The organism is Salinisphaera sp. PC39 (assembly GCF_040361335.1).
GTDB lineage: Bacteria > Pseudomonadota > Gammaproteobacteria > Nevskiales > Salinisphaeraceae > APNM01.
The window spans coordinates 37,639-62,630 of record NZ_APNM01000002.1 but is presented as its reverse complement, the minus strand read 5'-3'; the positions used below and the strand labels follow the sequence as shown (position 1 = coordinate 62,630).

Genomic DNA, 24,992 nt, shown 5'->3' with positions numbered 1-24,992 from the left:
CGCAGGGGCGGGGCACGATTCGCACGGACTAGCCGGCGGTTCAGGTCAGGTAGGTGGACAACTGCTTGTCGCGCCGCATGACCGCGACGATGTTGTTCATCACTTCCTCGGCGGTGACGTTCTCGTTCGGGAAAACGCTCGCGAAGTTTTCGTGCATCAACTGGTTGAAGCGGGCACGATCCTCGGCCTTGATACCCATGGACACGGACAGGGCGGTCAGCGCCTCGCCCTCGCCCACGGCCATATCCTGAGCGACCTCTTCGAGCACACCGTTCTTGGTCAGCAGGCTCTTGCCGCCGTAGGTCAGCGCGCCGCTGGTATTGCAGCCATTGGTGCCGCTGGTCATGCCGAAGGTCTTGTTGCCCGAGGTGCCGTTGACGATGGTCGCCAGCAGATGCACCGGCAGGCCGCTCTTGCCCTCGAACACCAGGTTGCCCCAGCCGCAGCCCGGGCCGCCCGGCGCCACCGCGTGGGCGGACATGCTCGCACCGCACAGCAACGTCGCCGCCAGGATCAGAGTCTTCCTCATCACTATCTCCCCGTTTTCGGTATCGGTTCCATCAATCCAGACATACCCACGCACAGCATGAGTAGGTTCCATCTTAGGTCAGGTGCGCGGATTTGCAACAGCGGCCGTCACCCGCGACAGCCACCAGCACAACCACACCACCAACAGCATCCCGGGCCACGGCCCCAGGCCGCCGTCCGCCACCGCCAGGATTTCGCGCTCGCCGGTCACGGCGATGGGTATCGCGAGCAGGATGCCGGTGAGGGCCTCGCCGGTGATCAGCCCGGCGGCGGCGAGCAGACCGGCCCCCTGGCCGCGGGCGCCCGCCCACCAGGCAATCGCGCCCCCCAGCGCGATCGGCACCGACAATTCCAGCGGCAGGTAGATGCCGACGGCGACCGCCAGCACCGGCATCCGGAACCCGGCTTCCCGTCGCCGCAGCCACTCGTCTGCGGCGATCACCAGGGCGCCGACACCGGCGCCGGCGACCACCATGGTCCACGGCAGGTGCCCGCCGAAGACCCCCTCGGCGACCGCCGCCATGAGACTGGCCTGGGGCGCGGGCAGCGGTTGCGGATGGGCCTCGGTGGGCGGTCCGATGCCATAGGCGTTGAGCAGCAGGGACAGCACCGGCGCGAGCACGCACATGGCGCTGAGCACGCCCACGAGCTGGGCCACCTGCTGGCGCCAGGGCGTGGCCCCGAGCAGCGCCCCGGCCTTCAGGTCCTGCATGCTGTCGCCGCCGATCGCGGCGGCGCAGCAGACCACGGTGCCGACCAGCACGGCCGTCACCGGGCCGGTCTGTGTCTGCCCCAGGAACAGCAGGAGACCCAGGGCCGTGACCAGGATGGTGGCGATCGTGACCCCCGAGACGGGGTTGTTGCTAGACCCCACCAGGCCCGCCATATAGGCGGCCACGGCCGAGAACACCAACGCCGCCGCGAGCATCGCGCCGGTCACCGGCAGCGCCGCGACCGGCGAGCCGAGGACGCGCCAGTAGAGCAGATACATGGCGACACCGGCCGCCCCCGTGAGCAGGACCAGCAGCGACCGTGGCAGGTCGTCGCCGCCGCCGATCCCGCCGATGGCCCCGACGCGGGCGAAGCCCGCGACCAGCGAGCCGCGCATCGACCACAGCGCCCACAGGCCGCCGACCAGCATGGCCCCCACGCCCAGATAACGGATATGCCCGCTCCAGAGCCGCCAGGCCGTGCCCAGCGGGTCGCCGCCGATCTCGGCATCGGTCCATACCGCATAGGCGGGCAGCGCCACGCCCCAGCTCAATAGGCCGCCGGCGAATACCAGCACCGCGACGTTGAAACCGACGATGTAGCCCACGGCCAGCAGCGCCGGCGACAGGTTGGCGCCCGCATAGACGACCGCGCCGCCGACCTGGCCGGCCGCCTCCGCGGCCCCCTGCCAGAGCCGCAGGCCGCCGGTGGCCAACTTGGCGGCGGCGGCGATCGCGGCGCCCATGAGCAGCGGTGCGATGCCGCCGGCACGGCCGTGACCCGCCCGCAACACCTCGGCGGTCGCGGCGCCCTCCGGGAACGGCAGCTTGAGCTCGCCGATCAGTGCGTGGCGCAGCGGCACGGTCAGGGCCACGCCCAGGAGACCGCCCACGCCGGTCAGGAACATCACCCAGAGATAGGGGAAGTCGTCCCAGAAGCCGAGCAACACCAGGGCCGGCAGGGTGAAGATGGCACCCGCCGCCAGGGCCTCGCCCGCGCTGGCCGAGGTCTGGACGATGTTGTTCTCAAGGATGCCGCCGTCGCGCAACGCCCGCAGCACCGCCATCGACACCACCGCCGCCGGGATCGACGCGGACACCGTCAGGCCGGCGAACAGGCCCAGGTAGGCATTGGCCCCCGCCAGCAGCACCGACAACAACACGCCCAGCACCAACGCGCGCGGCGTGAGCTGGACCGACTCGGCTCGGGAACTTGTTTCCTCCCCCATGGTCGCTGCAGTTTAGCCCCTGTGCGCGCTCACTGCTAAGCTGCCGGCCAAGACCGAGGAGGACTCTGCCCGTGCCCGCGACTGCCCAACGTATCCGTCTGCCGCTTTTCCTGCCGCTCGCCCTGATCCTGGCCGCCTGCGACCCCCAGGGCGGCGGCGACCGCCCCGAACCGGCCGCCGAGAACGGATCGGCATCGGCGCAAACCACGGGCGACGGCGTCGATGCCGGCATCGAGTTGCCGGAGATCGACATCCCGTACGAGAAGTTCCGGCTCGAGAACGGGCTGACCGTGATCGTGCACGAGGACCGGAAGGCACCGATCGTGGCGGTCAACATCTGGTATCACGTCGGCTCCAAGGACGAAGGCCCGTCGCAGACCGGTTTCGCCCACCTGTTCGAACACCTGATGTTCCAGGGCAGCGAGCACTGGGAGGGTGAGTACTTCGAGCCCTTCGAGCGCGCCGGCGCGACCCAGATGAACGGCACCACCAACACCGATCGCACCAACTATTTCGCCAACGTGCCGACCCCGGCGCTGGACATGGCCCTGTGGATGGAATCCGACCGCATGGGGCATTTCCTGGGCGCGGTCGACCAAGCCCGCCTGGACGAGCAGCGCGGCGTGGTGCTCAACGAGAAGAAGCAGCGTGCGAACCAACCCTACGGCGAGGTCTGGGAGCTGCTGCCGCCCAACACCTATCCCGAGGGCCACCCCTACTCCTGGTCGACCATCGGTTCCGAGGAGGATCTGAAGGCGGCCTCGCTGGAAGATGTGCGCGCCTGGTTCAAACGCTACTATGGCCCCTCCAACGCGGTGCTGGTACTGGCCGGCGACATCGATACCGAGACGGCCCGCGAGAAGGTGACCCGCTACTTCGGCGACATCCCCGCCGGCCCGCCGCTCGACAAGCAGAAGACCTGGATCGCCGAGATGGAAGGCGAGCACCGCCAGGTCATGCAGGACCGCGTGCCGCAGGCCCGCATCTACAAGGTGTGGAACGTACCGCCCGAGGGCGCCGCCGACAGCACGCGGCTCGATCTGGTGACCGACCTGCTGGCCGGCTCCAAGACCAGTCGCTTCTACCGGCGCCTGGTCTACGAGGACCGGATCGCGACCGATGTCAGCGCTTTCGTCTGGAGCAAGGAACTGGGCTCGCAGTTCGTGGTTCAGGCCACGGCCAAACCCGGCCAGGATCTCGCCGAGGTCGAGGCCGCGCTCGACGAGGAACTCGCCCGGTTCCTGGAGGAAGGGCCGACCGCCGACGAACTGCGCCGCAGCAAGACCAATATCGCGTCCGGTTTCCTGCGCGGGCTCGAACGCATCGGCGGCTTCGGCGGCAAATCCGACATCCTGGCCCGCGGCGAGATCTTCCAGGACGACCCGGCGGCCTACGAGGACTATCTCGCCACGCTGCGCGACGCCGACACGACCGCCGTGCGCGACACCGCCCGCCGCTGGCTCGACGACGGCGTCTACGTACTGGAGGTCCATCCCTTCGGCGAGCACGGCGTCACCGGCACCGACGTCGACCGTTCACAGCTCCCGGACATCGGCGACGCACCCTCGCTGGACCTGCCAGGGATCGAGCGCTTCGAGCTGGATAACGGTCTCAAGATCTGGCTCGCCGAGCGCCATCAGGCGCCGCTGGTCCAGTTCCGCATGATCCTGGACGCCGGCTACGCCGCCGACCCGGCGGACGCCCCCGGCACCGCTAGCCTCGCCCTGGCGATGCTCGACGAGGGCACCGCGGAACGCGACGCCCTGGCGATCAGCGCCGAGCTGGACCGCCTGGGCGCGCAACTGTCCGCCGGCTCGTCGCTGGACGCCTCGACGGTAAGCCTGTCGGCCCTGACCACCCGGCTCGACGACTCACTGGCGCTGTATGCCGACGTCATCCGGCACCCGGCCTTCCCCGAGCGCGAGCTGTCCCGCCTCAAGCAACAGCGGCTGGCCCAGATCCAGCAGGAGAAATCCAATCCCACGAGCCTGGCGATGCGCACCCTCGGGCCGCTGCTCTACGGCGACGATCACGCCTACGGCGTCCCCCTGACCGGCAGCGGCACGCAGGCGGCCGTCGAGGGCCTGGACGTGGCCGCGATGGAGCGTTTCCACAAGCATTGGATCCGGCCGGACAACGCCACGCTGGTCGTGGTCGGCGACACCGACGTGAAGACGTTGCGCCCGCTGCTGGAGAAGCACTTCGGCGACTGGGCACCGGCGAAGGACGCCGAGGCGCCGGAGAAGCGGTTGCCGGATCTGAAGCCGGCGGAACGGCCGCGCATCTATCTGCTGGACCGGCCGGGCGCCACCCAGGCGACGGTCATCGCCGGCAACCTGGCGCCGCCCAAGTCCAGCCCCGAGGACATCCCCATGACCACGGTCAACGCCGTTCTCGGCGGGATGTTCAACTCGCGGCTGAACCTGAACCTGCGCGAGGACAAGAGCTGGTCCTACGGCGCGCGCAGCCTGCTGATGGACGCCCGCGCGCAACAGCCGTTCCTGGCCTACGCCTCCGTGCAGATCGACAAGACGGCGCCGGCCATGCGCGAGATGCTGGCCGAAATCGAGGGCATCCGCGGCGAGAACCCGCCGCGTCCCGAGGAGATCGAGGCCGCGCAGGCGAATCTCACCCGCAGTCTGCCGGGCGACAACGAGACCAGCCAGGACCTCGCCGGCACGTTCGCCAAATCGGTGGTCTTCGACCTGCCCGACGATTACTACGAGACCTATGTCGACAAGGTCCAGGGGCTCGGACAGGCGGCGTTGACCGACGCCGCCCGCACGCTGTTGGCGCCCGACTCGCTCACCTGGGTGGTCGTGGGCGACCTGGACAAGATCGAGTCCGGCATCCGCGACCTGGGCTGGGGCCCGGTGGAAGTGATCGATGGCGGGGAATAGACGCGCGGCGGCGGCCGCCTGTCTGCTGGCGCTGTCGGCCTTCGCCGCGACCGCGCAGGCCGGTGTCGTGCGCGAGGACATCGTCTTCCTGCATGCCGACGGCCGCCATTACACCGCCTACAAGACGGTACGCTCCGACATCCCGACCTGGCGCCTGAGTCTGGAGCCGGGCGAACGGCCGGAGGACTATGTCTATATCCACCCGGCGAATTACGAGCGCGAGCGCAAGAACGGGCGCATGGTGCTGACCTTCGAGCCCGGCAGCTACGCCATCATGCGGACGGGCCGGTTCCCCGAATCGGCCCTGGAGCACGGCGCCGACGGCCGCATCTCCTACCGGAGCTGGGACGGCGAGACCCTGCCCAACGGCCACTTCGGCAAATGGACGGTGCCCGGGGACTTCGAGCGTTTCGCCTATATCTGGGTCTTTCCCGACAACATCGAAATCCTCGACTACGTCGCCAACCGCGGCGGCGACTGGAACCGCCTCGGCAACACCCTGGCGTGGTCCGGCAGCGGCGTGAACGACCTGACCTTCGATATCGCCTACCGCGTGCGGGAACCCGCCGAACCCGAGTCACGGCGTGCGGCACCCCGGCCGGCATCCGGCGAGAGCGAACGCATCACCCTGGATTCGACCAACCTGTTCCCCTCGGGCAGCCACGAACTCACCGAGGCCGGGGAAGAAGTCGTCCTGGACCTGGCGGAGCGCCTGGCCGCGCGCGACCCCGCCCGGGTGATCGTGGAGGGCCACACCGACGACCAGCCGCTCAAGCCCTATCTGCGCAAGCGTTATCCCAGCAACTGGGAACTCTCGGCCGCGCGCGCCACGATGGTGGTGCGCCGCCTCGCCGAGAACGGGGTCGATCCCTCGATCCTGGAGGCGCGGGCCTACGGCGAGCAGCGTCCCATCGCCGACAATGACACCGCGGCGGGCCGGGCGAAAAACCGTCGCATCGAAATCCTGGTGGAAGGCGGCCATCCCGCGGAGGCGACGGCCGGATCCGAACCGTCTGACGCGGGAACGCAATCGGCCTCGGATACCGTCGATACCGGGAACGGGTCGGGAACCGGCGGCGGAAGCGACACCGGGACCGATGACAGGAACGGCGGCGGTCAGGACGGAGGCTTCGCCCGCTGACTAGGCCCGCCGCGGCCGATTAACGCCCGGCGGTGCCGCCGAACTCGCCCAGTGGCCGGACGAAGGTGAACTTGGCGGGCTCCCCCACCAGGCGCACCGCGGCATCGTCGGCATTGAGGCCGAGGATCGAGAAGGGCAGCGAGACCACGAACAGCCCCGTGCCGGCCACGGTGCTGACCAGGCCGAGCGGCCGTACCAGCAGCATATCGAAGCCCATCGCCGCGGCGCTCGGCGGCGCGGCCGTGCGTATCTCGGCGTACGAGGCGGCCGGCGCGAACGCCAGTGCCGCCACCAGCAGACAGATTCTCAACCGGCTCCCCATACCGTTTTCCCAAGCAGATGGACTCCTTGATCGCACATTAGGCAGGCCGGGCGGGACTGTCAACGCGCCGCGGGCGCGCGATTGCTAGACTGCAGGGTCGAGATCGACCGAGACGCACCGTCATTGAGTCCCCGCAAGGTCTATATCGCCTCCGACCCGGTCAACGCCGAGATCGTCAAGGATCACCTCGGCAGCCACGGCATCGCCGCCCAGGTCCGCGGCCGCTTCCTGTGGGGCGGCATGGGGGAATTGCCGGCGGATGTCTATCCCACCGTCTGGGTCGACCGGGGCGAGGACTACGACGCCGCCCGCCGCCTCATCGCCGCCTTCGAGGCGGGCGAGACCGACGGCGAGCCCTGGCGCTGCCCCCGCTGCCGCGAAGACCTGCCCGGCCAGTTCGACGTCTGCTGGCGCTGCGGCGCCGGCCGGCGAACGTGAAGAACTAACCACAGAGGCACAGAGACACAGAGGAAGATAAAGGGTTTGGCTGAGGCTATGCGCTGAAGCAGTCAGCTCAAGCATTCAATTTCTTTGTGGCTTTCGTTGTTATTAAAACTAAACCTCTGTGTCTCTGTGCCTCTGTGGTTAGTATTTCCAAATAAAGACGCGCATGCACATCGCCCTGTACGAACCCGGAGTATCCGCCCGAGGCGAGGAGCAGGGTTCCCGGCGAAGCCGGGATGCGACCGCCGGCGGGCGGACGATTTCGGGTTCCCCGAGCGGAGGCAGCCCGTCCCCAGAGGCCGACGGCACAGATTGACGCACCATGCACATAGCTCTGTACGAACCCGAAATCCCGCCGAACACCGGCAACGTCATCCGCCTGAGCGCCAACGTGGGCGCGCGGCTGCACCTGATCGAGCCGTTGGGCTTCGCGCTGGACGACGCGCGCATGCGGCGCGCGGGGCTGGACTACCGGGAGATCGCCCGCATCGAGACCTGGCCGGACCTGGACGCGCTGCGCGCGGCCCTGCCGGCGAGCCGGATACTGGCCTGTTCCACGCGTGGCACGCGGCGTTACGACGAGATCGCGTACACGGACGACGATATCCTTCTGTTCGGCCCCGAAAGCCGCGGCCTGCCGGCTTCCCTGCTGGCCTCATCCGTGGTGGATACCGTCCTGCGCCTTCCCATGCGACCCGGCAACCGCAGCCTCAATCTCTCGAACGCGGTCGCCGTTGTGGCCTACGAGGCCTGGCGGCAGGCGGGATTCGCCTGACGCCCGGGCCCCGCCGGCAGGACTAGCCCAGAAGCTCCCAATCCTCGCCCCGGGCGGCCTCCCGCAACCGCCGGTCCGGCATCACCGCGACCGAGCGGCCGACGGCCCGGAACAGGTGGGCGTCATTGATGGAGTCGCCGTAGGCGATGGCCTCGTCCAGCGGCAGACCCGCGCCGGCGGCGATCTCGCGCGCGGCGGTCACCTTGCTGGGGCCGTACGGATGACGCAGGGGCGACGCCGCGCGGAAGACACCGTCACGTTCCGCGCAAAGCGCCCCGTAGGCACCGTGCGCTCCCAGCGCGTCCGCCAGCGGCGCGGCGATGAACTGTGGCGTGCCCGACAAGAGCCACACGCGATCGCCCGCCTCGACATGCGCCCGCAGACGGCTCACGGTCGGGGGATGGAGGATGGGCAGGAGGTCCGTGGCGACGAAGTCCTGTGCCCAGCCGCGGACCTCCCCGGTCCCGAGCCCGGCGAGATAGGCCTTGTTCTTTTGCAGGATGCTGCGGCCGTACCGCGGCAGGTAGCGCAGCAGGTAGCCCAGGAAGCCCGCCACTTGGCGCGGCCCCAGGTGACGATGCCGCCACAGATAGGCGGCGAACCGCGGCTCGGAGCCGCGGCCCGGCACCAGCGTGCCGTCGATATCGAAGAGGATCAGCCTCACGTCTGCGCGGCGGGACGGCTGCCCAGGAATTCGAGCACCACCGGCAGCCCGCGGATCACGCACAGGGCCGCGGACACGATCACCAACGCCAGGCTGACCGCCTGGATCGGCCCGGCCCAGGCGGCCCAGCAATCCGGCGCCAACGCCGGGAACGGCTGCCAGAGCAGGACCCAGGCGAAGGTCACCGCCTTGACCACGGCATAGAAGGCCCGCATGAACCGGCCCGCGACCAGGAACCGGCCCACCGGCGTCTTCATCATGTCGAACGCCGCCGTGCCCTCGGACGCTCCCTTGCTGCGGATGGCATCCACCAGGTTGCCGCGCACGATGAACAACAGCGGCACCCAGACACCGATCAGGCCGAGATGCGCCAGGACCACCCAGAGCACGTTCTCCACGATGCGGTCGGCCGCAATGTCGAAAGTCGCCCCGAAGACCGACTCCTCGTTGCGGCGCCGCGCCACCCAGCCGTCCACGCCGTCCAGGGCGATCACCAACAGCACCAGCGGCGCATTCAGCAATTGCAGACCGGGCGAGCCCCAGTAGACGATCAACAGCAGGACGAACAGCAGGACGCAGCGCCCGAATGTGATGAGATTGGCCATGCTCAATCGACCTCGTCGCGGAAGGGCCGTTCCGTCAGCGCGCGAACCGCTTCCTGCGGCGTGACGCCCTCGTGCAGCACCCGGTAAGCCTCGTTGCAGATCGGCATATCCACCCCGTGCCGTTCGGCGATGCGCCGGACTTCCTTGGCGGCGCGCACGCCCTCGACCACCTGCCGGATCTCGGCCTCGGCCTCGGCGACGCTCTTGCCGGCGGCCAGGGCCAGACCCATGCGGCGGTTGCGGGACTGGTCGTCGGTACAGGTAAGCAACAGGTCACCCAGCCCGGCCATGCCCATGAAGGTCTCGCGCCGGCCGCCCAGCGGCTCGCCCAGGCGCACCATCTCCGAAAGCCCGCGCGTGATCAGCAGGGCCCGGGCATTGGCACCGAAACCGAGGCCGTCGGAAATGCCCACCGCGATCGCCAGCACGTTCTTCACCGCCCCGCCGATGCCCACGCCGACGATGTCGGAACCGGTGTAGACGCGGAAAGTGCCGTCATGAAAGGCCTCCGCCATGTCGCGGGCGAACCCGGCGTCGCGCGAGGCGATGGTGACCGCGGTCGGCAGGCCGCGACCCACCTCGCCGGCGAAGCTCGGCCCGGACAGGACACCCACGGGACGTTCCCCGCCCAGCACTTCGACAGCGACCTCGTGCGGCAGCTTGCCGGTGTCCGGCTCCAGCCCCTTGGTGCCCCAGAGCACGCGCTGACCCGGCGCCAGCAGCGGCGCCAGGGCCGTCAGCGCGTCGCGCAAGGCATGGCTGGGCACCACGACCAGGATGTCGTCGGCCCCGGTCACGCAGACCTCGAGGTCGGGCTCGGGCGCGAGGGCCGCCGGGAAGGGACAACCGGGCAGGTAGCGCGCGTTCTCGCGCTCTCGCGCCAGGCGCTGCACGTCCCCGGCGTCGCGTCCCCACAGCCGGGTCGCGCTGCCGCGGCGCGCGAGCTGGATCGCCAGGGCGGTGCCCCAGGAACCCGCACCGATGACCGCCATGGTCCGAACGTCCGTCATCGCCCCGCCCGCTCGCGAGCCGTCAACCGCGGCGCCCGCACTAGTGGGATACCGCCTCGTCGGGGGCGGCTTCCGCCTGCGTCCGGCCGCTGCGGTAGAGCGCGTCGAAATTGATCGGTTGCAGCAGGAAGGGCGGAAAACCCGCGCGCTGGACCAGATCCGAGACCGTCTCCCGGACATACGGGAACAGGGTATCCGGGCAATAGACGCCGAGCACCCGGCGGCGGTCCTCCTCGTCGAAGCCCTGCAGGGTGAACACCCCCGCCTGCTGGACCTCGACGATGTAGGCGGTATGGTCTTCGAGCTTCGCGGTCACGGTGACCGTCACCACCACATGGTGATGATCCTGGCCGGCATTCTGGATCCGGGTGTCCAGATCGACGTCGATCTTCGGCTTCCACTCGCTCGTGAACACCCGCGGACCGTCCGGCACTTCCACCGAGGCGTCGCGCAGGTAAATCTTCTGCAAGGTGACTCGCCGGCCGTCGCCGGCGTCTTCCCGCTCACTCACGACTATCCCTCCCCGGGCATTTTCCGCTATCGGAGGCATCCTACCGCGATGCCGCCGCTGACAGCTATTTGGTGGTCACCGGCAGCCCGGCGCCCTGCCAGGCGTTGATACCGCCCTTGAGGGCGTGGACATCGCGATAACCCAGTTTGCGCAGCTTGGCGCAGGCCTGCGGGGCGGCGGAGCCGACGGCGCAATAGCAGACGATGGTGCGGTCGTGATCCTTCGAGATCTCCTTGGCCCGCTCCTCGATACCCGCCAGGGGGATATGCACCGCATTGAGGATGTGCCCCTTCCGATAATCCGCCGACGAGCGCACGTCCACGACCACGGCATCGCTGCTGTTGATCAGGCGCACGGCCTCGCTCGGAGGGATCGGGCGCTGACCGCGCAGCAGACGGAAAAGCTCCACCCCCAGCAGCGCCAGCAGCACGGCCCCGAAGAGGCCCCACAGGATCGGATGGTTTACGACGAATTCGCTCAGGCGTTCCATACGTATCGGCTCGTGGTCGCGCGGCAGTCGGAAAGGCGCGCGATTATTGCATAAATCGGCTTCGAATCCGCCCCCGCCCGACGACAGCGGTCGGCCGTGGCTTACAATCGCGCCATGTTACGGCGGCGTCGACACCTCGCTCCGACGCTCGCGGTTGCGCTGCTGGCCGCGACCGCGAGCGCCGACATGCAATCCACCCGCGACCGGCTGGAGGCCGTGCGCGAGCGCATCCAGGCCGTGGCCGAGGATGTGGCGCGCGAGCGCGAGCAACGCGACGAGTTGACCCAACGCCTGGCCGAGGCCGAACGCGAGATCGATCGGCTGCATCGCAAGCTGCGCGACATGGCGGACGCGATCGGCGAGCGCGAGGCCGCGATCGCGGCGCTGCGGGAGCGTGCCCGTCGCCAGGAACAGCGCCTGGCCGGCGAGCGCCGGCAACTGGCGGCCCAGGTGCGGGCGGCCTATATCGGCGGCCGCCAGGGCAAGCTGCGCCTGCTGCTCTCGGGCCGGGACCCGGCCACCCTCGGCCGCCTGCTGGTCTACCACGACTACTACGCCCGCGCCCGCACCGACGCCATCGATACGCTCTCGGACAGCCTGGCGGAGCTGGCCGCCACCCGCCACGAGATCGCCGCCGAGCGCGACGAGCTGGCGGCGCAGCGTGCCGAGCGCGAGCGCATGCTGGCCGCGGTCGAGTCACGCCAGGCGGAGCGGCGGGAAACCCTGGCCGCGATGGAGGCGCGGCTGGCGAAGCGTGGCGACGAGCTGGAGGCACTGCGTGCCGACGAGGCGCGCCTGGAGAACCTGGTCGAACGTCTGCGCAAGGAGCTGGCTGACATACCCGCCCAGGCCGAGTCACCCCCGTTCGACCGGCTGAAGGGCAAGCTCGAGCCGCCCGTGCCGGGGCCGACCATCGCCCGCTTCGGCCAACCCAAGTTCGACGGCCGCCTGCGCTGGCAGGGCCTCTGGCTGGCGGCGGACGCCGGCGCCACGGTCCACAGCGCCGCCGCCGGCCGCGTGGTCTATGTCGGCTGGATGCACCGTTACGGCCTGATCGTGGTGCTGGACCACGGCGACGGCTACTTCACCGTTTACGGCCACAACCGTTCCACCCGCGCGGAGGTCGGTCAGTGGGTGGCCGCCGGCGAGGCGATCGCCGAGGCCGGCCGCAGCGGCGGGCATCAACGCGACGGCGTCTACTTCGAGATCCGCCGGGGGCGCACGCCGGTGAACCCCTCGCAGTGGCTGCGGTCCTAGGTGATGCGATCCCGCGGCACGGCGGGCCGCCCTTGTTGAAACCGGCGGCCGGAAACGCGACACTCGGCGACCTTTAGCCTTATCCTGCGGGTTTCCCCCTATGGTATGTTGGCGCGGTGGCACACCGCGCTCGCCGCCGGTTTCGGAGCACTTTGAATGGCCAGTAAATCTCGCAGTCTCCTCGTCCTCGCCATCGGCATGGCGATGGGCGTCGCCATCGCGCTGACGCAGGGCGTCTTCGCGGTTCGCGACGAAGGCACGCAGGAACTGCCGCTGCAGGAACTGAGGACGTTCGTCGAGATCCTGAATCGCGTCAAGCAGGGCTACGTCGAGGATGTCAGCGACGAGGAACTGCTGGAGAACGCGATCCGCGGCATGCTCGACGGGCTCGACCCGCATTCCGCGTACCTGAACCCGGACGAGTTCAAGGAGATATCCATCTCCACGTCCGGCAAGTTCGGCGGCCTGGGCATCGAAGTGCAGATGCAGAACGGCTTCGTGCGGGTGGTCGCGCCGATCGACGACACCCCCGCCAAGCGTGCCGGCATCCAGGCGGGCGACCTGATCATCCGCATCGACGACACCGCCGTGAAGGGCCTGAGCCTGATGGACGCGGTCAAGATGATGCGCGGCGAGCCCGGCACCGACATCACCCTGACGGTGTTGCGCGAGGAGCGCAACGAGCCCTTCAAGGTCGATATCACGCGCGACATCATCCGCGTCAAAAGCGTGAAGTCGCGCATGCTGGAGCCGGGCTACGGCTACCTGCGGATCACCCAGTTCTCCAACCAGACCGGCAAGAGCCTGCGCACGCAGTTCAAGGAACTCGAATCCCAGTCCGAGGAACCGCTCCGCGGCCTGGTGCTGGACCTGCGCAACAACCCCGGCGGCGTACTCGATGCGGCCGTGGCGGTCTCCGACGCCTTCCTCGACGGCGGCGAAGTGGTGTCGATCCGGGGACGCGCGGAAAGCACCCAGCAGGCCTACGACGCCGAACCCGGCGACCTGCTCGACGGCCGGCCGCTGGTGGTGCTGGTCAACGAAGGCTCGGCCTCGGCCTCGGAGATCGTCGCGGGCGCCCTGCAGGACAAGGGCCGGGCCGTGATCATGGGCTCGCGCACCTTCGGCAAGGGCTCGGTTCAGACCATCGTGCCGCTGCAGAACGAAGCCGCCCTGAAGCTGACCACCGCGCGCTACTACACGCCCAGCGGCCGCTCGATCCAGGCCGAGGGCATCAAGCCCGACGTGACCATCCAGCCGGTGAAGGTCACCGCCGCCGAGGACAACGGCATCGCGCCGTTCCTGGAGGCCGATCTCGCCGGATCGCTGGAGAACAAGCAGAACGGCAAGAACGGTGACAAGGGCAAGAAGAGCGACAAGGGCGACGGTGACGGCGACGGCGAGCAGTCCGCCGAAACCGACGAGGAGGCCTCGGCCAAGCTGGCCGAGGAGGACTACGCCCTCTACGAGGCCCTCAACCTGCTGAAGGGCCTGCACATCCTGAGCCGCAAGTGATGCCCGCGCCCACCGTCCTGGTACCGCTGGCCGACGGCTTCGAGGAGATCGAGGCCATCACCGTCATCGATATCCTGCGGCGGGCGGGCGTCGAGGTGACCGCGGCCGGCGTGGACGGCCGCACCGTACACGCCTCGCGCGGGGTGACGGTCGAGGCCGATGCCCTGCTCGACGAGGTGGCCGACCGGGACTACGACCTGGTGGTCCTGCCGGGCGGCGCCGGTGGCGCCAAGCGCCTCACCGAGGACGCACGGGTGCAGGCCTTGATCCGGCGTCAGCACGAGGCCGGGCGATCGCTGGGCGCGATCTGCGCCGCTCCGATGGCCCTGGTCGCGGCGGGCGTGCTCGGCGGCCGCCGGGCCACGAGCTTTCCCGGCTTCCTTCAGCCCGGCGACGCCGAGCTGAGCGAGGAGCCCGTGGTCCACGACCGCGGCGTGACCACCTCGCGCGGGCCGGGCACGGCCATGCCCTTCGCCCTGGCGTTGGTGGAACAGCTCTGCGGCGCCGACAAGCGCGACGAGGTCGAAAGCCGGCTACAGATCCCCGCGGCCTGACGCGCGCCCGGCGCGCCACGCCCGCCAACCGCCGAGCACGGCGCCGGCCGCCAGGCCGCCCGGCAGCCACGGCGACAGCCAATTCCCCGTCCCGGCCAGCACGGCCGCCACCAGAAACGTCCCGGCGACCACGGTCCAGCGCAGGCCGCGTGCCTGGGCGCCCAGTTCCGCGCGCATCTCCGCGAGCACGTCCGCCTGCCGGGCCTGTGCCGGGCTTTCCCCCGACTCCAGGCGCTTGAGCAGGGTGCCGGCGAGCTGCGGCAACTGGTCCGCCAGGAGCGGCAACTGCTCGCGGAAGCGCTCCGCGGCCGTACGCGGGCTGACACGGTCGCGCATCCACTGCTCCAGGATCGGCTTGGCGGTCTGCCAGAGATCCAGCTCGGGGTAGAGCTGGCGGCCGAGGCCCTCGACGTTGAGCACCGTCTTCTGCAGCAGCACGAGTTGCGGCTGCACGCGGTAGCGGAAACGGCGCGCGATCTGGAACAGCCGCACCAGGAACAGGCCGAACGAGATCTCGGCCAGCGGCTTGTTGAAGATGGGCTCGGACACGGTGCGGATGGCACCCTCGAAGTCCTCGATGCGCGTGTCCGGCGGCATCCAGCCGGAATCGACGTGCAGCTCGGCGATACGGCGGTAATCGCGGTTGAAGAAGGCCAGGAAGTTCTCGGCCAGGTAACGCTGGTCGGAGGGCGACAGCGAGCCGACGATGCCGAAATCCACGCCCAGGTAACGCGGCCGCGCGGGGTTGGATATGTCCACGAAGATGTTGCCGGGATGCATGTCCGCGTGGAAAAAGTTGTCCCGGAACACCTGCTTGAAGAATATCTCCACGCCGCGCTCGGCCAGAACCTTGAAGTCGACCCCCGCCTCGCGCAGGGTCTCGACATCGTCGATGGGCACGCCCTCGATGCGCTCCATGACCAGGACGTTCTCGCAGGTATGCTCGAACACCACCAGCGGGTGGTAGATCAGGTCGGAGCCCAGCCAGTTGCGGCGGAGCTGGCTGGCGTTGGCGCCCTCGCGCACCAGGTCCAGCTCGTCGTTGATGATGCGTTCGTACTCGGCCACGACGGCGCGCGGCCGCAGCCGCTCGCCTTCCGGATAGAAGCGCGCCACCAGGTCCGCCAGCAGGTACATCAGGTCCAGGTCGCGGCGGATGGCGGCATGCATGCCCGGCCGCAGCACCTTGACCACCACCTCCATGCCGGCGTCCTCGCCCGGCCGGGGCTTGAGACGCGCGGCATGTACTTGCGCGATGGAGGCCGACGCCAGCGGTGTCTCGTCGAAGCGCTCGAACACCGCGTCCAGGGAGCAGCCATAGGCGGTCTCGACCAGCGCCTTCGCTTCCTCGCCCGGAAACGGCGGCACCTGGTCCTGGAGCTTGGCCAGCTCGCCGGCGATCTCGGGCGGCAGCAGGTCGCGCCGCGTGGACACCGTCTGGCCGAACTTCACGAATACCGGGCCCAGCGACTCCAGGGCCAGCCGGATGCGCACGCCCAGGGGACGATCGTCGCGCCGGCGCCCGCCCAGCAGCCAGGCGGGGCCGCGGCCGTCCAGCAATTCACCCAGGCCGTAGCGGCGTGCGGTGCGCTGGATCTGCCAGAAACGGCGGGTACGGTTCAGCATCACCGCCCCCCTTCCATACGGCGGACACGCGCCGCCAGCCGGTCCGCGTCCGCCCGCAGGCGATCCACGCCCCGCGTGAATTCATCCAGTTCCTCGCGCTGGACCAGGTCGCGGGTCTCCTCGCGCAGGTATTCGGCGGCATCCAGGGACAGGGTCGATGCCGCGCGCCGCGCCAGGGCGCCGCCGCCGCGCAGCGCGCGCCCGATCAGGTCGGCCGGCACATCGCCCACGCGCGCGCCCAGCCAGTCCATCCAGTCGGGATCGACCCCCTGCAGCAGCCGGGCGAAGCCCTGGGCCAGCCCCACGTCGCCCTCGATCCGCAGATCGCCGCCGGACAGCAGTGCGTCCTCGCCGGCGAACAGGGTCCGGGCGAAGCCGCCCGGGCTGCCGGACAGGCGCACGTCGGGCTCGCCGTCGTAGTCGTCCGCCACCTGGACCCCGTGCGCCGAGGGCAGGAGGTACAGGGTCAGATCCAGATCCCGCATGGACAGCGCCAGACACCGCCCCGCCAACGCCCGGCAACGGCGCAGGGCTTCCGCATCGCGGCCGAGATAGCCGTTGAGCCCGATCTCCATGAGACCGAGCGCCTCGGTCGGCAGCCTCACGGCTTGAAACCCCGATGCACCGCGACGATACCGCCGGTGAGGTTGTAGTAGGCGCAACGCACGAAGCCGGCCTCGTTCATCATGTCGCGCAGCCGTTCCTGGTCGGGGTGCATGCGGATGGACTCGGCCAGATAGCGGTAGGAGTCCTCGTCGTCGGCCACCGCCCGGCCCAGCCGCGGCAGCACCGTGAACGAGTACAGGTCGTAGAGCCGCCCCAGGCCCGGCACCTGGGGCTTGGAGAACTCCAGCACCAGGGCGCGGCCGCCCGGCGCCAGCACGCGGTTCATCTCCGCGAGGGCCGCGGCCTTGTCGGTGACGTTGCGCAGGCCGAAACCGATGGTGAGGCAATCGAAGCTGGCGTCGGCGAAGGGCAGCGCCTCGGCGTTGACCTGGGCGATGCCCAGGTTGCCGGCCACGCCCGCGTCGGCCAGACGCTCGCGGCCGCGGGCCAGCATCCGGCCGTTGATGTCGGCCAGCACCACGTAGCCGTCGCGCCCGGCGTCGCGCGCCATCACGGCCGCCAGATCGCCGGTACCGCCGGCCAGGTCCAGCACCCGCTCGCCGGGACGCACCGCGGCCAGGCGCGTGGTGAAGTGCTTCCAGCCCCGATGGATGCCGAGCGACATCAGGTCGTTCATCAAGTCGTAGCGGTCGGCGACCGAGTCGAAAACGGCGCCCACGCGCCGCGTCTTCTCGGCCCGCGGCACGCGTTCGTAGCCGAAGTCGGTGGTGTCGGAATCGTGTGTCATCCGGATCGCGGGCATGCTGGAACGACCGCATAGCCTACCGGGAACGGCCCGGCTCGAACAGCGGCCTGCGCATGTACCCACCTCTCGCGCAAGGGCGTCGGGAGACAAAAGAAAACCATGAACCACAGAGTCACAGAGCACACAGAGTCGAGAGCACGATCAATCCCCGCCTGCCGCCTTGCGAAGCCATCATATGGGCCATGAAGGCATTGCCCGCAACCGCGGGGCAAGGCGCCTCATCTAAAACGCGTCATGATTCTTTGTTTTTCTCTGTGCCCTCTGTGACTCTGTGGTTCACATCTTCATTAGTCCCGGGAGCCGCCGGCCTGTTCGAGGCGCTCGAGGTAGCGCGCCCAGTAGGCTTCCCGGTTCTCGCCCAGCTCGCGCAGGTAATCCCACGTGAAGATGCCGGTGGCGTGGCCGTCGTCGAAGTGCAGGCGCACGCCGTAATTGCCCACGGGCTCGACCCGCGTGACGCCCACCTCGCGCTTGCCGACGACCAGCCGGCCCTCACCGCCCGCGTGGCCGCGCACCTCCGCCGAGGGCGAGAACACCCGCAGGTACTCGCAGGGCAATTCGTGGCGCACGCCGTCCTCGTAGGCGACCGCGAGCGACCGTTCTCGGCGCTTGAGCTTGATTTCTGTCGGTATCATGTTGCGTATTGTGCTGGCAGACGGCCGGCGACGACCACCGGGTGAACGCTGTGGAAGTGATCGTATTCCGTCACGGGATCGCGCTCGAACGCGACGAGGCCGCCGACATGGGCCTGTCCGACGAGGAACGGCCGCTCACGGACAAGGGGCGGCGGCGCACGCGCGCGGCCGCGGCGGGCCTGCGCGCCGTCCTCGACGGCGACCGGGTGGACTCGGTGGTGACCAGCGACCTGCTTCGGGCGCGCCAGACCGCCGATATCCTGGTCGACTACATCGAATCACCGCCGGCGGTGGAATCCGACGCCCTGCGCCCCGGCGCCGGCGCGGAGGCACTCGACGCGTGGCTGCACGGCCAGGGCGCCCGTAACCGGCTGGTCCTGGTCGGCCACGAGCCCGACCTGTCCGACTGGGTCTCCTGGGGCCTGACCCGCAAGCGCGAGCGCATCCTGGCATTCAAGAAGGCCGGCAGTTGCCTGATCGAGTTTCCGGGGCACGCCGAGGGCGGCACCGGCACCCTGCGCTGGCTGCTGACCGCGGCGCAGTTGCGGGCGCTCGGCTGACCACGATGCCCGAGCTGGACTGGGCCATCGTCGGCGGCGGCCTGCACGGCGCCTTCCTGGCGCGGCGTCTGCGGCAGACCGGCGCGGGCGAGCCGACGGTCTTCGATCCCGAGTCCGATCCGCTGGCCGCCTGGCGGCGCCGCGCCGCGGCCTGCGGCATGGATCACCTGCGCTCGCCGGCCGCCCACCACCTGGGCGGTCCGGGCGACGGCCTGCTCGCCTTCGCACACGCCCAGGGCTACGACACCCGCCACCTGCTCGGCCGTTACCGGCGGCCGTCGCGCGCGCTGTTCGAGGCGCACGCCGCGGCCGCGCTGGCGGCGAACGCGACGCCGCGCATCCCCGAGCGCGTGACCCACCTGGCGCGCCTATCCGGCGGTTGGCGCCTGCATACGCACAACGGCCACTACCGCGCCCGGCGCGTGCTCCTGGCGCCGGGCCCGCCGCCGGTGCGCCGCCCCGCCTGGGCAACCGGCATGCCGCATCTGTTCGATCCGGTGCCCGCGGCGGCGCCGGCGGATGGCGAGATCGCGGTGATCGGCGGCGGGATCAGCGCGGCACAGGCCGCCCTGGCATTCGCCGGCGCAGGCCGACGCGTGTGGCTGGTGAGCCGCGGCCCGATCCGGCAGGCGACCTTCGACAGCGAGCCCTGCTACGCCGGACCGCGCTGCATGGTGCCGTTCGCCGCGGCCCGCGATCCACGCCACCGGCGCCGGCTGATCCGCGCGGCCCGCCGCCCGGGCAGCCTGCCGCCCGACATCCATGCGCGGCTCGCGGCGGCACTGGCCGAGGGCCGCGTCCGACTGGTCCGGGGCGAGATCGCCGGTCTCGGCGACGCCGGCCCGACTCTGGCCGACGGCCGGCGTCTGCGCGTCGATACGCTACGGCTGGCGACGGGCTTCGAAGACGTACCGCCGGGTGGGCGATTGTTGCGCGACCTGATCGAGGAACAGGGGCCGCCGCTGGCGCCCTGCGGCTTTCCCCGCCCGGCGGAGAACCTGGAATGGCTGCCGGGGTTGTTCGTGGCCGGCCGGCTCGCGGAGCTGGTGCTGGGACCGATGGCGGGCAATATCCGCGGCGCCCGCGCGGCCGCCGAGCGGCTGGCCCGCGCCGCGGACACGGATATCAGGCGAGCAGCGGCGGCGCTTCCTTGATGTAATCCCGGCGCTTGCCGGTGGCCTCGCCGGTCAGGGCGAATCCGTCCAGCTTGCCCTCGGCGTCGAGGTAGCGCGCTTCCAGGTCCGGCGCATCGCCGCTGACCGTCCACTCGCCGTCGGTGGCGCGCGGCGGGTAGACGATGGTCGGGCAGGCCGGCGTCTTCACGATCACCGGCATCACCGGATAGCGCACCGCCGTCGATTCACCGGCCAGCGTCTTGCCCAGGGCCCGGGCGGCATTCATCAGCGGCATCACGAACGGCAGGACGTGTCCCCCGCCCTCGGCGACGTCGCCCAGGGCGTAAACGTGGGGATCGCTGGTACGCAACTCGCGATCGACCACCACGCCGCGGTCCACCTCCAGCCCGGCGGACTCGGCGAGCGCGATGTCGGGACGCAGGCCGACCGCGGACAACACGAGATCGGCATTCAGGCTGCCGCCGTCGGACAGGGACAGCTCGAAACCGTCGCCGGCCCGCTGCACGCCCTCGACCATCGTGCCCAGATGCCAGTCGACGCCGAGATCCGCCAGGGCCGATTCCAGGGCACGACCCGGCGCCTCCGGCAGGAATCGCTGCAGCGGCCAATCGATAGGATCGATGTTATGGACCGTGAACCCGGCGTTGGCGAGGTCGTTGGCGAACTCGCAACCGATCAGGCCGGCCCCGAGGATCGCGACGCTGTCGGCCCCCTCGAGCCGCGAACGGAACACGCGATAGTCCTGCAGGTCGTTGACCTTCAACACCTCGTCGACGCCGTCGCCGGCCAGCGGGATGCTGATCGGCTCGGCGCCGTTGGCCAGCACCAGGTCGCGGTAGGCCAGGGCCTCGCCGTTCACGGTGACGGTCCGGGCCGCCGTGTCGATGGCGGAGACCTCCGCGTGCGTGCGCACCTCGGCGTCCAGTTCCTCGGCCATGGCCTCGGCCGTCTTCTTGACCAAGTCGTCGGGCGCGTGGCCCTTGGTCAGCGCCTCCGACAGATCCGGCTTGTAATAGGAGGCACCGTCGTCGCGGCTGACCAGGATCAGCCGCGTCTCGCGGTCGTGCTTGCGCAGCTCGCGGGCCGCGCCGTAGCCGGCCAGGCCGGTACCGACGATGACGATCGGCTGCATGATTCGCGCCTCTCCTGCGACGGGGTTGCAATGAAAAGGCCGGCGGCCGCGGGGCCGCCGGCCCGTGATCCGGCGAAGTGACGGACTACTCGTCGATCTCCATCATCTCGAAGTCGTCCTTGGGGGCGCCGCAATCCGGACAGGTCCAGTCGTCCGGGATGTCCTCCCAGCGGGTGCCGGGCTCGATGCCCTCCTCGGGCATGCCTTCGGCCTCGTCGTACACGAACCCGCAGATGATGCACTCCCACTTCCTCATCGGTACTCCTGTTTCCCTCGTGACACCGACGCCGCGGCGTCAGTCGTCCAGCTTGATGAAATCCGGCTTCTCGCGGACCGCGCAGTCGGGGCAGGCCCAGTCCTCGGGCACCTCGGACCAGGGGGTGCCGGGCGGGAAACCCTCGCGTTCGCAGCCTTCCGCCTCATCGTAAATGAAACCGCAATCGTCGCATTGATAACGCGCCATGACGCTCTCCTCCGGCCCGCGACCCGACGTATCGGCTCGCAAGCGTACCAAAAAACGCGGCGACCGCGCGGCGGCGGCCGCCATGCCGACGCCCGCCTCAACCCGCCGGTGCCGGCGGCGGATACTTCGCCAACAGGTCGGCCTCGCGCCCCGGCTGCAGATTGGCCCGGCGGATGTCGCCACCGTAGTGCCGCACCACCTTGGGGTCCATCACCCGGTACCAGAGCGGCGTCAGGTAGGCCAGCACGATCATGCCCGCGTACCCCGTGGGCAGCTCCGGCGCGTCGTCGAAGTGGCGCAGCGCCTGGTAGCGCCGGGTCGGGTGCGCGTGGTGATCCGAGTGCCGCTGCAGATGGAACAGGAAGATGTTGGTCACAATGTGATCGTTGTTCCAGGAATGCTCGGGCCGGCAACGCTCGTAGCGGCCGTTGTCGAGCTTCTGCCGGCGCAGGCCGTAATGCTCCACGTAATTCACCGCCTCCAGCAGCGAAGCGCCGAGCGCCGCCTGGATCACCAGGAACGGGAACAGTTCGACACCGAAGGCCGCCATCAGACCGCCCCAGAGGACGACAGTCATGGACCAGGCCTGGAGGTTCTCGTTCTCCCAGGTCCAGGGCCCCTTGCCCTTGCGAGCCAGGCGCGTCCGCTCGATCTCCCAGGCCGAGCGCAGGCTGCCGATCACGGTCCGCGGCAAGAAGCGCCAGAACGACTCGCCCATGCGGGCGCTGGCCGGGTCCTCCGGCGTGGCCACCCGGCGGTGGTGACCCTTGTTGTGCTCGACGAAGAAATGACCGTAGGCCACCGGGGCCAACGCCACCAGCGCCAGCCAACGTTCCAGCTTCGGCTTTTTGTGGCCCAGCTCGTGGGCCGTGTTGATGGAGATGCCGGAGAGGATGCCGATAGTCCAGGTCAGGCCGACCCATTCCGCCCAGGACAGCGACCAGGTCCCGATCACCCAGGCCACGAGACCGAAGAAGACCAGCTCGATCAACACATAGATATAGGTCGACCAGCGGTAATAAGGGTCGTCTTCCAGGGCTGCCAGAGCCCCCTCCGGCGGGTTCGAGCTATCCCTGCCGATCAGCCAGTCGGCCAGCGGCACCACGCCGTAGACCACCACCGGCGCGCTGAACAACAGCCACGGCAGGCCGGTCAGCAGCCCGTACACCGTCAGGCCGCCGACCACGAGCACGATGCCGAAACCCATCGGCCAGAGATGCCGCTTGCGATCGTATTCCCGCGCCTGTGCCAGAGTCATGCCGGACATATCATCCCTCCCGCCCGCATATCGGGCTTATAGTTACATTGAGCAATGTAACATTACAGGAAGACATAAAGGCGCGTCATCATGCGTCTGCCGCCTCCCGGGCCGCGGCGGCCGGCGGCGGATACTTCGCCAACAGGTCGGCCTCGCGCCCCGGCTGCAGATTGGCCCGGCGGATGTCGCCACCGTAGTGCCGCACCACCTTGGGGTCCATCACCCGGTACCAGAGCGGCGTCAGGTAGGCCAGCACGATCATGCCCGCGTACCCCGTGGGCAGCTCCGGCGCGTCGTCGAAGTGGCGCAGCGCCTGGTAGCGCCGGGTCGGGTGCGCGTGATGATCCGAGTGCCGCTGCAGGTGATAGAGCAGCACGTTGGTCACGATATGGTTGTTGTTCCAGGAGTGCTCGGGCCGGCAACGCTCGTAGCGGCCGTCCTCGCCCTTCTGCCGCAGCAGGCCGTAATGCTCCACATAGTTGACGGCCTCCAGCAGCGAGGCACCCAGCGCGGCCTGCACGATCAGGAAGGGCAGCACCGGCCAGCCGAAGGCCACGGTCAATCCGCCGAACAACAGTACCGTGAGACTCCAGGCCTGGAGGTTCTCGTTCTCCCAGGTCCAGGGCCCCTTGCCCTTGCGGGCCAGGCGCGTCCGCTCGATCTCCCAGGCCGAACGCAGACTGCCGATCACGGTCCGCGGCAAGAAGCGCCAGAACGACTCGCCCATGCGGGCGCTGGCCGGGTCCTCCGGCGTGGCCACCCGGCGGTGGTGACCCTTGTTGTGCTCGACGAAGAAATGACCGTAGGCCACCGGGGCCAACGCGATCTTGGCGAGGCGCTTCTCGTGCTCGGGCCGCTTGTGTCCGAGCTCGTGCGCGGTGTTGATGCCCACGCCGGAGAGAATGCCCACCGACCAGGTCAGGCCGGCCAGGGCCACCCAGCCGAGTTCGCCGCTGCCCACCAGCCAGGCGGCCCAGACGATCACGATGTACTGGGCGGGCACGAACAGATAGGTACACCAACGGTAATAGGGGTCGTCCTCCAGGGCCTCCAGCACGCTCTCGGGGGCGTTGCCGCTGTCGGTGCCCACCAGGTAGTCGGCCACCGGGATCACGCCGTAGACGAACAACGGCGCGAAGAACCACATGGCGCTCCAGCCGGTCAACCAGGCCAGCGCGCCGCCGATCATGGGCAGGAACGCGACGATGATGCCCCACACCCACAGATGACGCTTGCGGTCGTGCTGTCGGGCCAGGGCGGCGGCAGTGGTACTCATGTTCGTTCACCTCCGATGTCGTGCCGGAACCCGGTTCATTCGCGACCCACTCGGGCCGCAGGAACGCACCCTATAATTAACCGAACGGTAAGTCAATTCCATGATACGCTATCATGGACGTTTTCCGGACGGGACACGTGATATATGGGACGGCGGCCTGCCAGCGAACAGGGCGACACCCTGGCGGAGATACGCGACGCGGCCTTCGCGCTGTTCGGGCGTTACGGCTACGACGGTGTGTCCATGCTCAACGTCGCCCGGGCCGCCGGCGTGACCAAGGCCGCCCTTTACTGGCATTACGACGGCAAGCCGGCCCTCTACGCCGACTGCATGCGCCAGCTCACGGCCTTGTTCCGCGAACACGTTTTCTCCCATCTCCTGGCGGAGCGCGATCCGCTCGCGCGGCTGCTCGCGGTGTTCACCGGCATGGGCACCCTCCTGGAGGACGGGCGCGTCCGCGAGGGGGTGGCCGGCTACTGGCTGCAGCCGGCCACCGCCGACGTGCCCGAGGCGCGTGCGGTACAACTGGAATTCGAGGAGAGCTCCGCGGCCCTGATCGCCCGTAGCCTGAGCCAGGCCGGCGAGGCCGGCCAGCTCGACCTGCGACTTCCCGTGCAGGACATGGCGGATGCCTTCATCGCCACCATGGAGGCCATCATCCTGCCCCTGCGCCGGAACACGCCGGAACGCAGCCGACGTCTGATCCAGGTGCTGGCACACACCTTCTTCCGGGCCCACGCCGACGGCTCGCAACTGGCGGAGATCGCCACCGAGGCCGCCGTGGCGGGCCTGCCGGACCCGGCCTCTGCCTGAGTCGGCACGTTGGACTTTGACGGTCTATTGAACGTACATTCGGTCGACAACGGTCAAGGTATAGGC

At 69.5% G+C, this 24,992-nt stretch carries 27 protein-coding genes; 10 read left to right on the top strand and 17 right to left on the bottom strand.

What is annotated here, in order from left to right; translation table 11 throughout:
- Positions 1-40 precede the first annotated feature (40 nt).
- Positions 41-529 carry a DUF3015 domain-containing protein gene (locus PC39_RS02655; RefSeq protein ID WP_353251822.1) on the bottom strand — a complete coding sequence of 163 codons (489 nt, stop codon included), beginning with the start codon at positions 527-529 and terminating at the stop codon, positions 41-43.
- A 78-nt stretch (positions 530-607) separates the two neighbouring features.
- Positions 608-2,467 (bottom strand): OPT family oligopeptide transporter, encoded by a 1,860-nt coding sequence (locus PC39_RS02650; protein ID WP_353251821.1) that lies wholly within the window; start codon positions 2,465-2,467, stop codon positions 608-610.
- Positions 2,468-2,538: 71 nt separating this feature from the next.
- On the opposite strand from PC39_RS02650, the gene PC39_RS02645 reads away from it, so the two are divergent.
- Positions 2,539-5,367, top strand: a complete 2,829-nt coding sequence (locus tag PC39_RS02645; RefSeq protein WP_353251820.1) for a M16 family metallopeptidase — start codon at positions 2,539-2,541, stop codon at positions 5,365-5,367.
- Positions 5,354-6,508 (top strand): OmpA/MotB family protein, encoded by a 1,155-nt coding sequence (locus PC39_RS02640; protein WP_353251819.1) that lies wholly within the window; start codon positions 5,354-5,356, stop codon positions 6,506-6,508. Before PC39_RS02645 ends, PC39_RS02640 begins: the two co-directional genes overlap by 14 nt.
- Before the next feature lie 19 nt (positions 6,509-6,527).
- Here the strand turns inward: PC39_RS02640 and PC39_RS02635 are convergent, their stop codons facing one another.
- Complete coding sequence (locus tag PC39_RS02635; RefSeq protein ID WP_353251818.1) at positions 6,528-6,818, bottom strand: hypothetical protein; 291 nt, start codon at positions 6,816-6,818, stop codon at positions 6,528-6,530.
- A 135-nt stretch (positions 6,819-6,953) separates the two neighbouring features.
- On the opposite strand from PC39_RS02635, the gene PC39_RS02630 reads away from it, so the two are divergent.
- Together PC39_RS02630 and PC39_RS02625 are read left to right on the top strand one after the other, a co-directional pair.
- A complete protein-coding gene (locus PC39_RS02630; RefSeq protein ID WP_353251817.1) occupies positions 6,954-7,268 on the top strand; it encodes a putative signal transducing protein in 315 nt (104 codons plus the stop codon).
- Positions 7,269-7,596: 328 nt separating this feature from the next.
- Positions 7,597-8,049 carry a tRNA (cytidine(34)-2'-O)-methyltransferase gene (locus PC39_RS02625; RefSeq protein WP_353251816.1) on the top strand — a complete coding sequence of 151 codons (453 nt, stop codon included), beginning with the start codon at positions 7,597-7,599 and terminating at the stop codon, positions 8,047-8,049.
- A gap of 22 nt (positions 8,050-8,071) precedes the next feature.
- On the opposite strand, the gene PC39_RS02620 is transcribed toward PC39_RS02625, so the two are convergent.
- The 5 genes from PC39_RS02620 to PC39_RS02600 form a co-directional block, all read right to left on the bottom strand.
- On the bottom strand, positions 8,072-8,713 hold the full coding sequence (locus tag PC39_RS02620; RefSeq protein ID WP_353251815.1) for an HAD family hydrolase: 642 nt from the start codon (positions 8,711-8,713) through the stop codon (positions 8,072-8,074).
- The gene (locus tag PC39_RS02615) at positions 8,710-9,318 is read right to left on the bottom strand and encodes a CDP-alcohol phosphatidyltransferase family protein (RefSeq protein WP_353251814.1); all 609 of its coding nucleotides are present in this window, start codon (positions 9,316-9,318) and stop codon (positions 8,710-8,712) included. Before PC39_RS02615 ends, PC39_RS02620 begins: the two co-directional genes overlap by 4 nt.
- Before the next feature lie 2 nt (positions 9,319-9,320).
- The gene (locus PC39_RS02610) at positions 9,321-10,328 is read right to left on the bottom strand and encodes an NAD(P)H-dependent glycerol-3-phosphate dehydrogenase (RefSeq protein ID WP_353251813.1); all 1,008 of its coding nucleotides are present in this window, start codon (positions 10,326-10,328) and stop codon (positions 9,321-9,323) included.
- Between the two features lie 40 nt (positions 10,329-10,368).
- Positions 10,369-10,839 (bottom strand): protein-export chaperone SecB, encoded by a 471-nt coding sequence (secB, locus tag PC39_RS02605; RefSeq protein ID WP_353251812.1) that lies wholly within the window; start codon positions 10,837-10,839, stop codon positions 10,369-10,371.
- 64 nt (positions 10,840-10,903) lie between these two features.
- A complete protein-coding gene (locus tag PC39_RS02600) occupies positions 10,904-11,329 on the bottom strand; it encodes a rhodanese-like domain-containing protein (RefSeq protein WP_353251811.1) in 426 nt (141 codons plus the stop codon).
- 186 nt (positions 11,330-11,515) lie between these two features.
- On the opposite strand from PC39_RS02600, the gene PC39_RS02595 reads away from it, so the two are divergent.
- The 3 genes from PC39_RS02595 (at position 11,516) to PC39_RS02585 (ending at position 14,655) form a co-directional block, all read left to right on the top strand.
- Positions 11,516-12,586 (top strand): murein hydrolase activator EnvC family protein, encoded by a 1,071-nt coding sequence (locus tag PC39_RS02595; RefSeq protein WP_353251810.1) that lies wholly within the window; start codon positions 11,516-11,518, stop codon positions 12,584-12,586.
- A gap of 156 nt (positions 12,587-12,742) precedes the next feature.
- Complete coding sequence (locus PC39_RS02590; RefSeq protein WP_353251809.1) at positions 12,743-14,101, top strand: S41 family peptidase; 1,359 nt, start codon at positions 12,743-12,745, stop codon at positions 14,099-14,101.
- Positions 14,101-14,655, top strand: a complete 555-nt coding sequence (locus tag PC39_RS02585; RefSeq protein ID WP_353251808.1) for a DJ-1 family glyoxalase III — start codon at positions 14,101-14,103, stop codon at positions 14,653-14,655. The genes PC39_RS02590 and PC39_RS02585 overlap by 1 nt, the downstream gene beginning before the upstream one ends.
- Here the strand turns inward: PC39_RS02585 and ubiB are convergent.
- The 4 genes from ubiB to PC39_RS02565 all read right to left on the bottom strand — a co-directional run bounded on the left by ubiB (position 14,635) and on the right by PC39_RS02565 (position 18,288).
- Positions 14,635-16,281: a ubiquinone biosynthesis regulatory protein kinase UbiB gene (ubiB, locus tag PC39_RS02580; RefSeq protein ID WP_353251807.1), complete on the bottom strand. Its 1,647-nt coding sequence runs from the start codon at positions 16,279-16,281 to the stop codon at positions 14,635-14,637. The two genes, PC39_RS02585 and ubiB, sit on opposite strands and share 21 nt — an antisense overlap.
- Positions 16,281-16,886 (bottom strand): ubiquinone biosynthesis accessory factor UbiJ, encoded by a 606-nt coding sequence (locus tag PC39_RS02575; RefSeq protein ID WP_353251806.1) that lies wholly within the window; start codon positions 16,884-16,886, stop codon positions 16,281-16,283. Before PC39_RS02575 ends, ubiB begins: the two co-directional genes overlap by 1 nt.
- Positions 16,883-17,635, bottom strand: coding sequence for a bifunctional demethylmenaquinone methyltransferase/2-methoxy-6-polyprenyl-1,4-benzoquinol methylase UbiE (gene ubiE, locus PC39_RS02570; protein ID WP_353251805.1), 753 nt, complete (start codon positions 17,633-17,635; stop codon positions 16,883-16,885). The genes PC39_RS02575 and ubiE overlap by 4 nt, the downstream gene beginning before the upstream one ends.
- Positions 17,636-17,940: 305 nt before the next feature.
- The gene (locus PC39_RS02565) at positions 17,941-18,288 is read right to left on the bottom strand and encodes a gamma-butyrobetaine hydroxylase family protein (RefSeq protein ID WP_353251804.1); all 348 of its coding nucleotides are present in this window, start codon (positions 18,286-18,288) and stop codon (positions 17,941-17,943) included.
- A gap of 50 nt (positions 18,289-18,338) precedes the next feature.
- On the opposite strand from PC39_RS02565, the gene PC39_RS02560 reads away from it, so the two are divergent.
- Together PC39_RS02560 and PC39_RS02555 are read left to right on the top strand one after the other, a co-directional pair.
- Complete coding sequence (locus PC39_RS02560; RefSeq protein WP_353251803.1) at positions 18,339-18,848, top strand: SixA phosphatase family protein; 510 nt, start codon at positions 18,339-18,341, stop codon at positions 18,846-18,848.
- A gap of 5 nt (positions 18,849-18,853) precedes the next feature.
- On the top strand, positions 18,854-20,002 hold the full coding sequence (locus PC39_RS02555) for an FAD/NAD(P)-binding protein (RefSeq protein WP_353251802.1): 1,149 nt from the start codon (positions 18,854-18,856) through the stop codon (positions 20,000-20,002).
- On the opposite strand, the gene PC39_RS02550 is transcribed toward PC39_RS02555, so the two are convergent.
- The 5 genes from PC39_RS02550 to PC39_RS02530 all read right to left on the bottom strand — a co-directional run bounded on the left by PC39_RS02550 (position 19,974) and on the right by PC39_RS02530 (position 24,113).
- Positions 19,974-21,116 carry an NAD(P)/FAD-dependent oxidoreductase gene (locus PC39_RS02550; protein WP_502950842.1) on the bottom strand — a complete coding sequence of 381 codons (1,143 nt, stop codon included), beginning with the start codon at positions 21,114-21,116 and terminating at the stop codon, positions 19,974-19,976. The genes PC39_RS02555 and PC39_RS02550 overlap by 29 nt on opposite strands.
- Positions 21,117-21,201: 85 nt before the next feature.
- Positions 21,202-21,372 (bottom strand): rubredoxin, encoded by a 171-nt coding sequence (locus PC39_RS02545; protein ID WP_353251801.1) that lies wholly within the window; start codon positions 21,370-21,372, stop codon positions 21,202-21,204.
- A 39-nt stretch (positions 21,373-21,411) separates the two neighbouring features.
- Positions 21,412-21,579 carry a rubredoxin gene (locus PC39_RS02540; protein WP_353251800.1) on the bottom strand — a complete coding sequence of 56 codons (168 nt, stop codon included), beginning with the start codon at positions 21,577-21,579 and terminating at the stop codon, positions 21,412-21,414.
- 97 nt (positions 21,580-21,676) lie between these two features.
- A complete protein-coding gene (locus PC39_RS02535; protein WP_502950841.1) occupies positions 21,677-22,846 on the bottom strand; it encodes an alkane 1-monooxygenase in 1,170 nt (389 codons plus the stop codon).
- 79 nt (positions 22,847-22,925) lie between these two features.
- On the bottom strand, positions 22,926-24,113 hold the full coding sequence (locus PC39_RS02530) for an alkane 1-monooxygenase (RefSeq protein WP_353251798.1): 1,188 nt from the start codon (positions 24,111-24,113) through the stop codon (positions 22,926-22,928).
- A gap of 144 nt (positions 24,114-24,257) precedes the next feature.
- Between PC39_RS02530 and PC39_RS02525 the strand changes: the two genes are divergently transcribed.
- On the top strand, positions 24,258-24,926 hold the full coding sequence (locus PC39_RS02525) for a TetR/AcrR family transcriptional regulator (protein ID WP_353251797.1): 669 nt from the start codon (positions 24,258-24,260) through the stop codon (positions 24,924-24,926).
- Positions 24,927-24,992 lie beyond the last annotated feature (66 nt).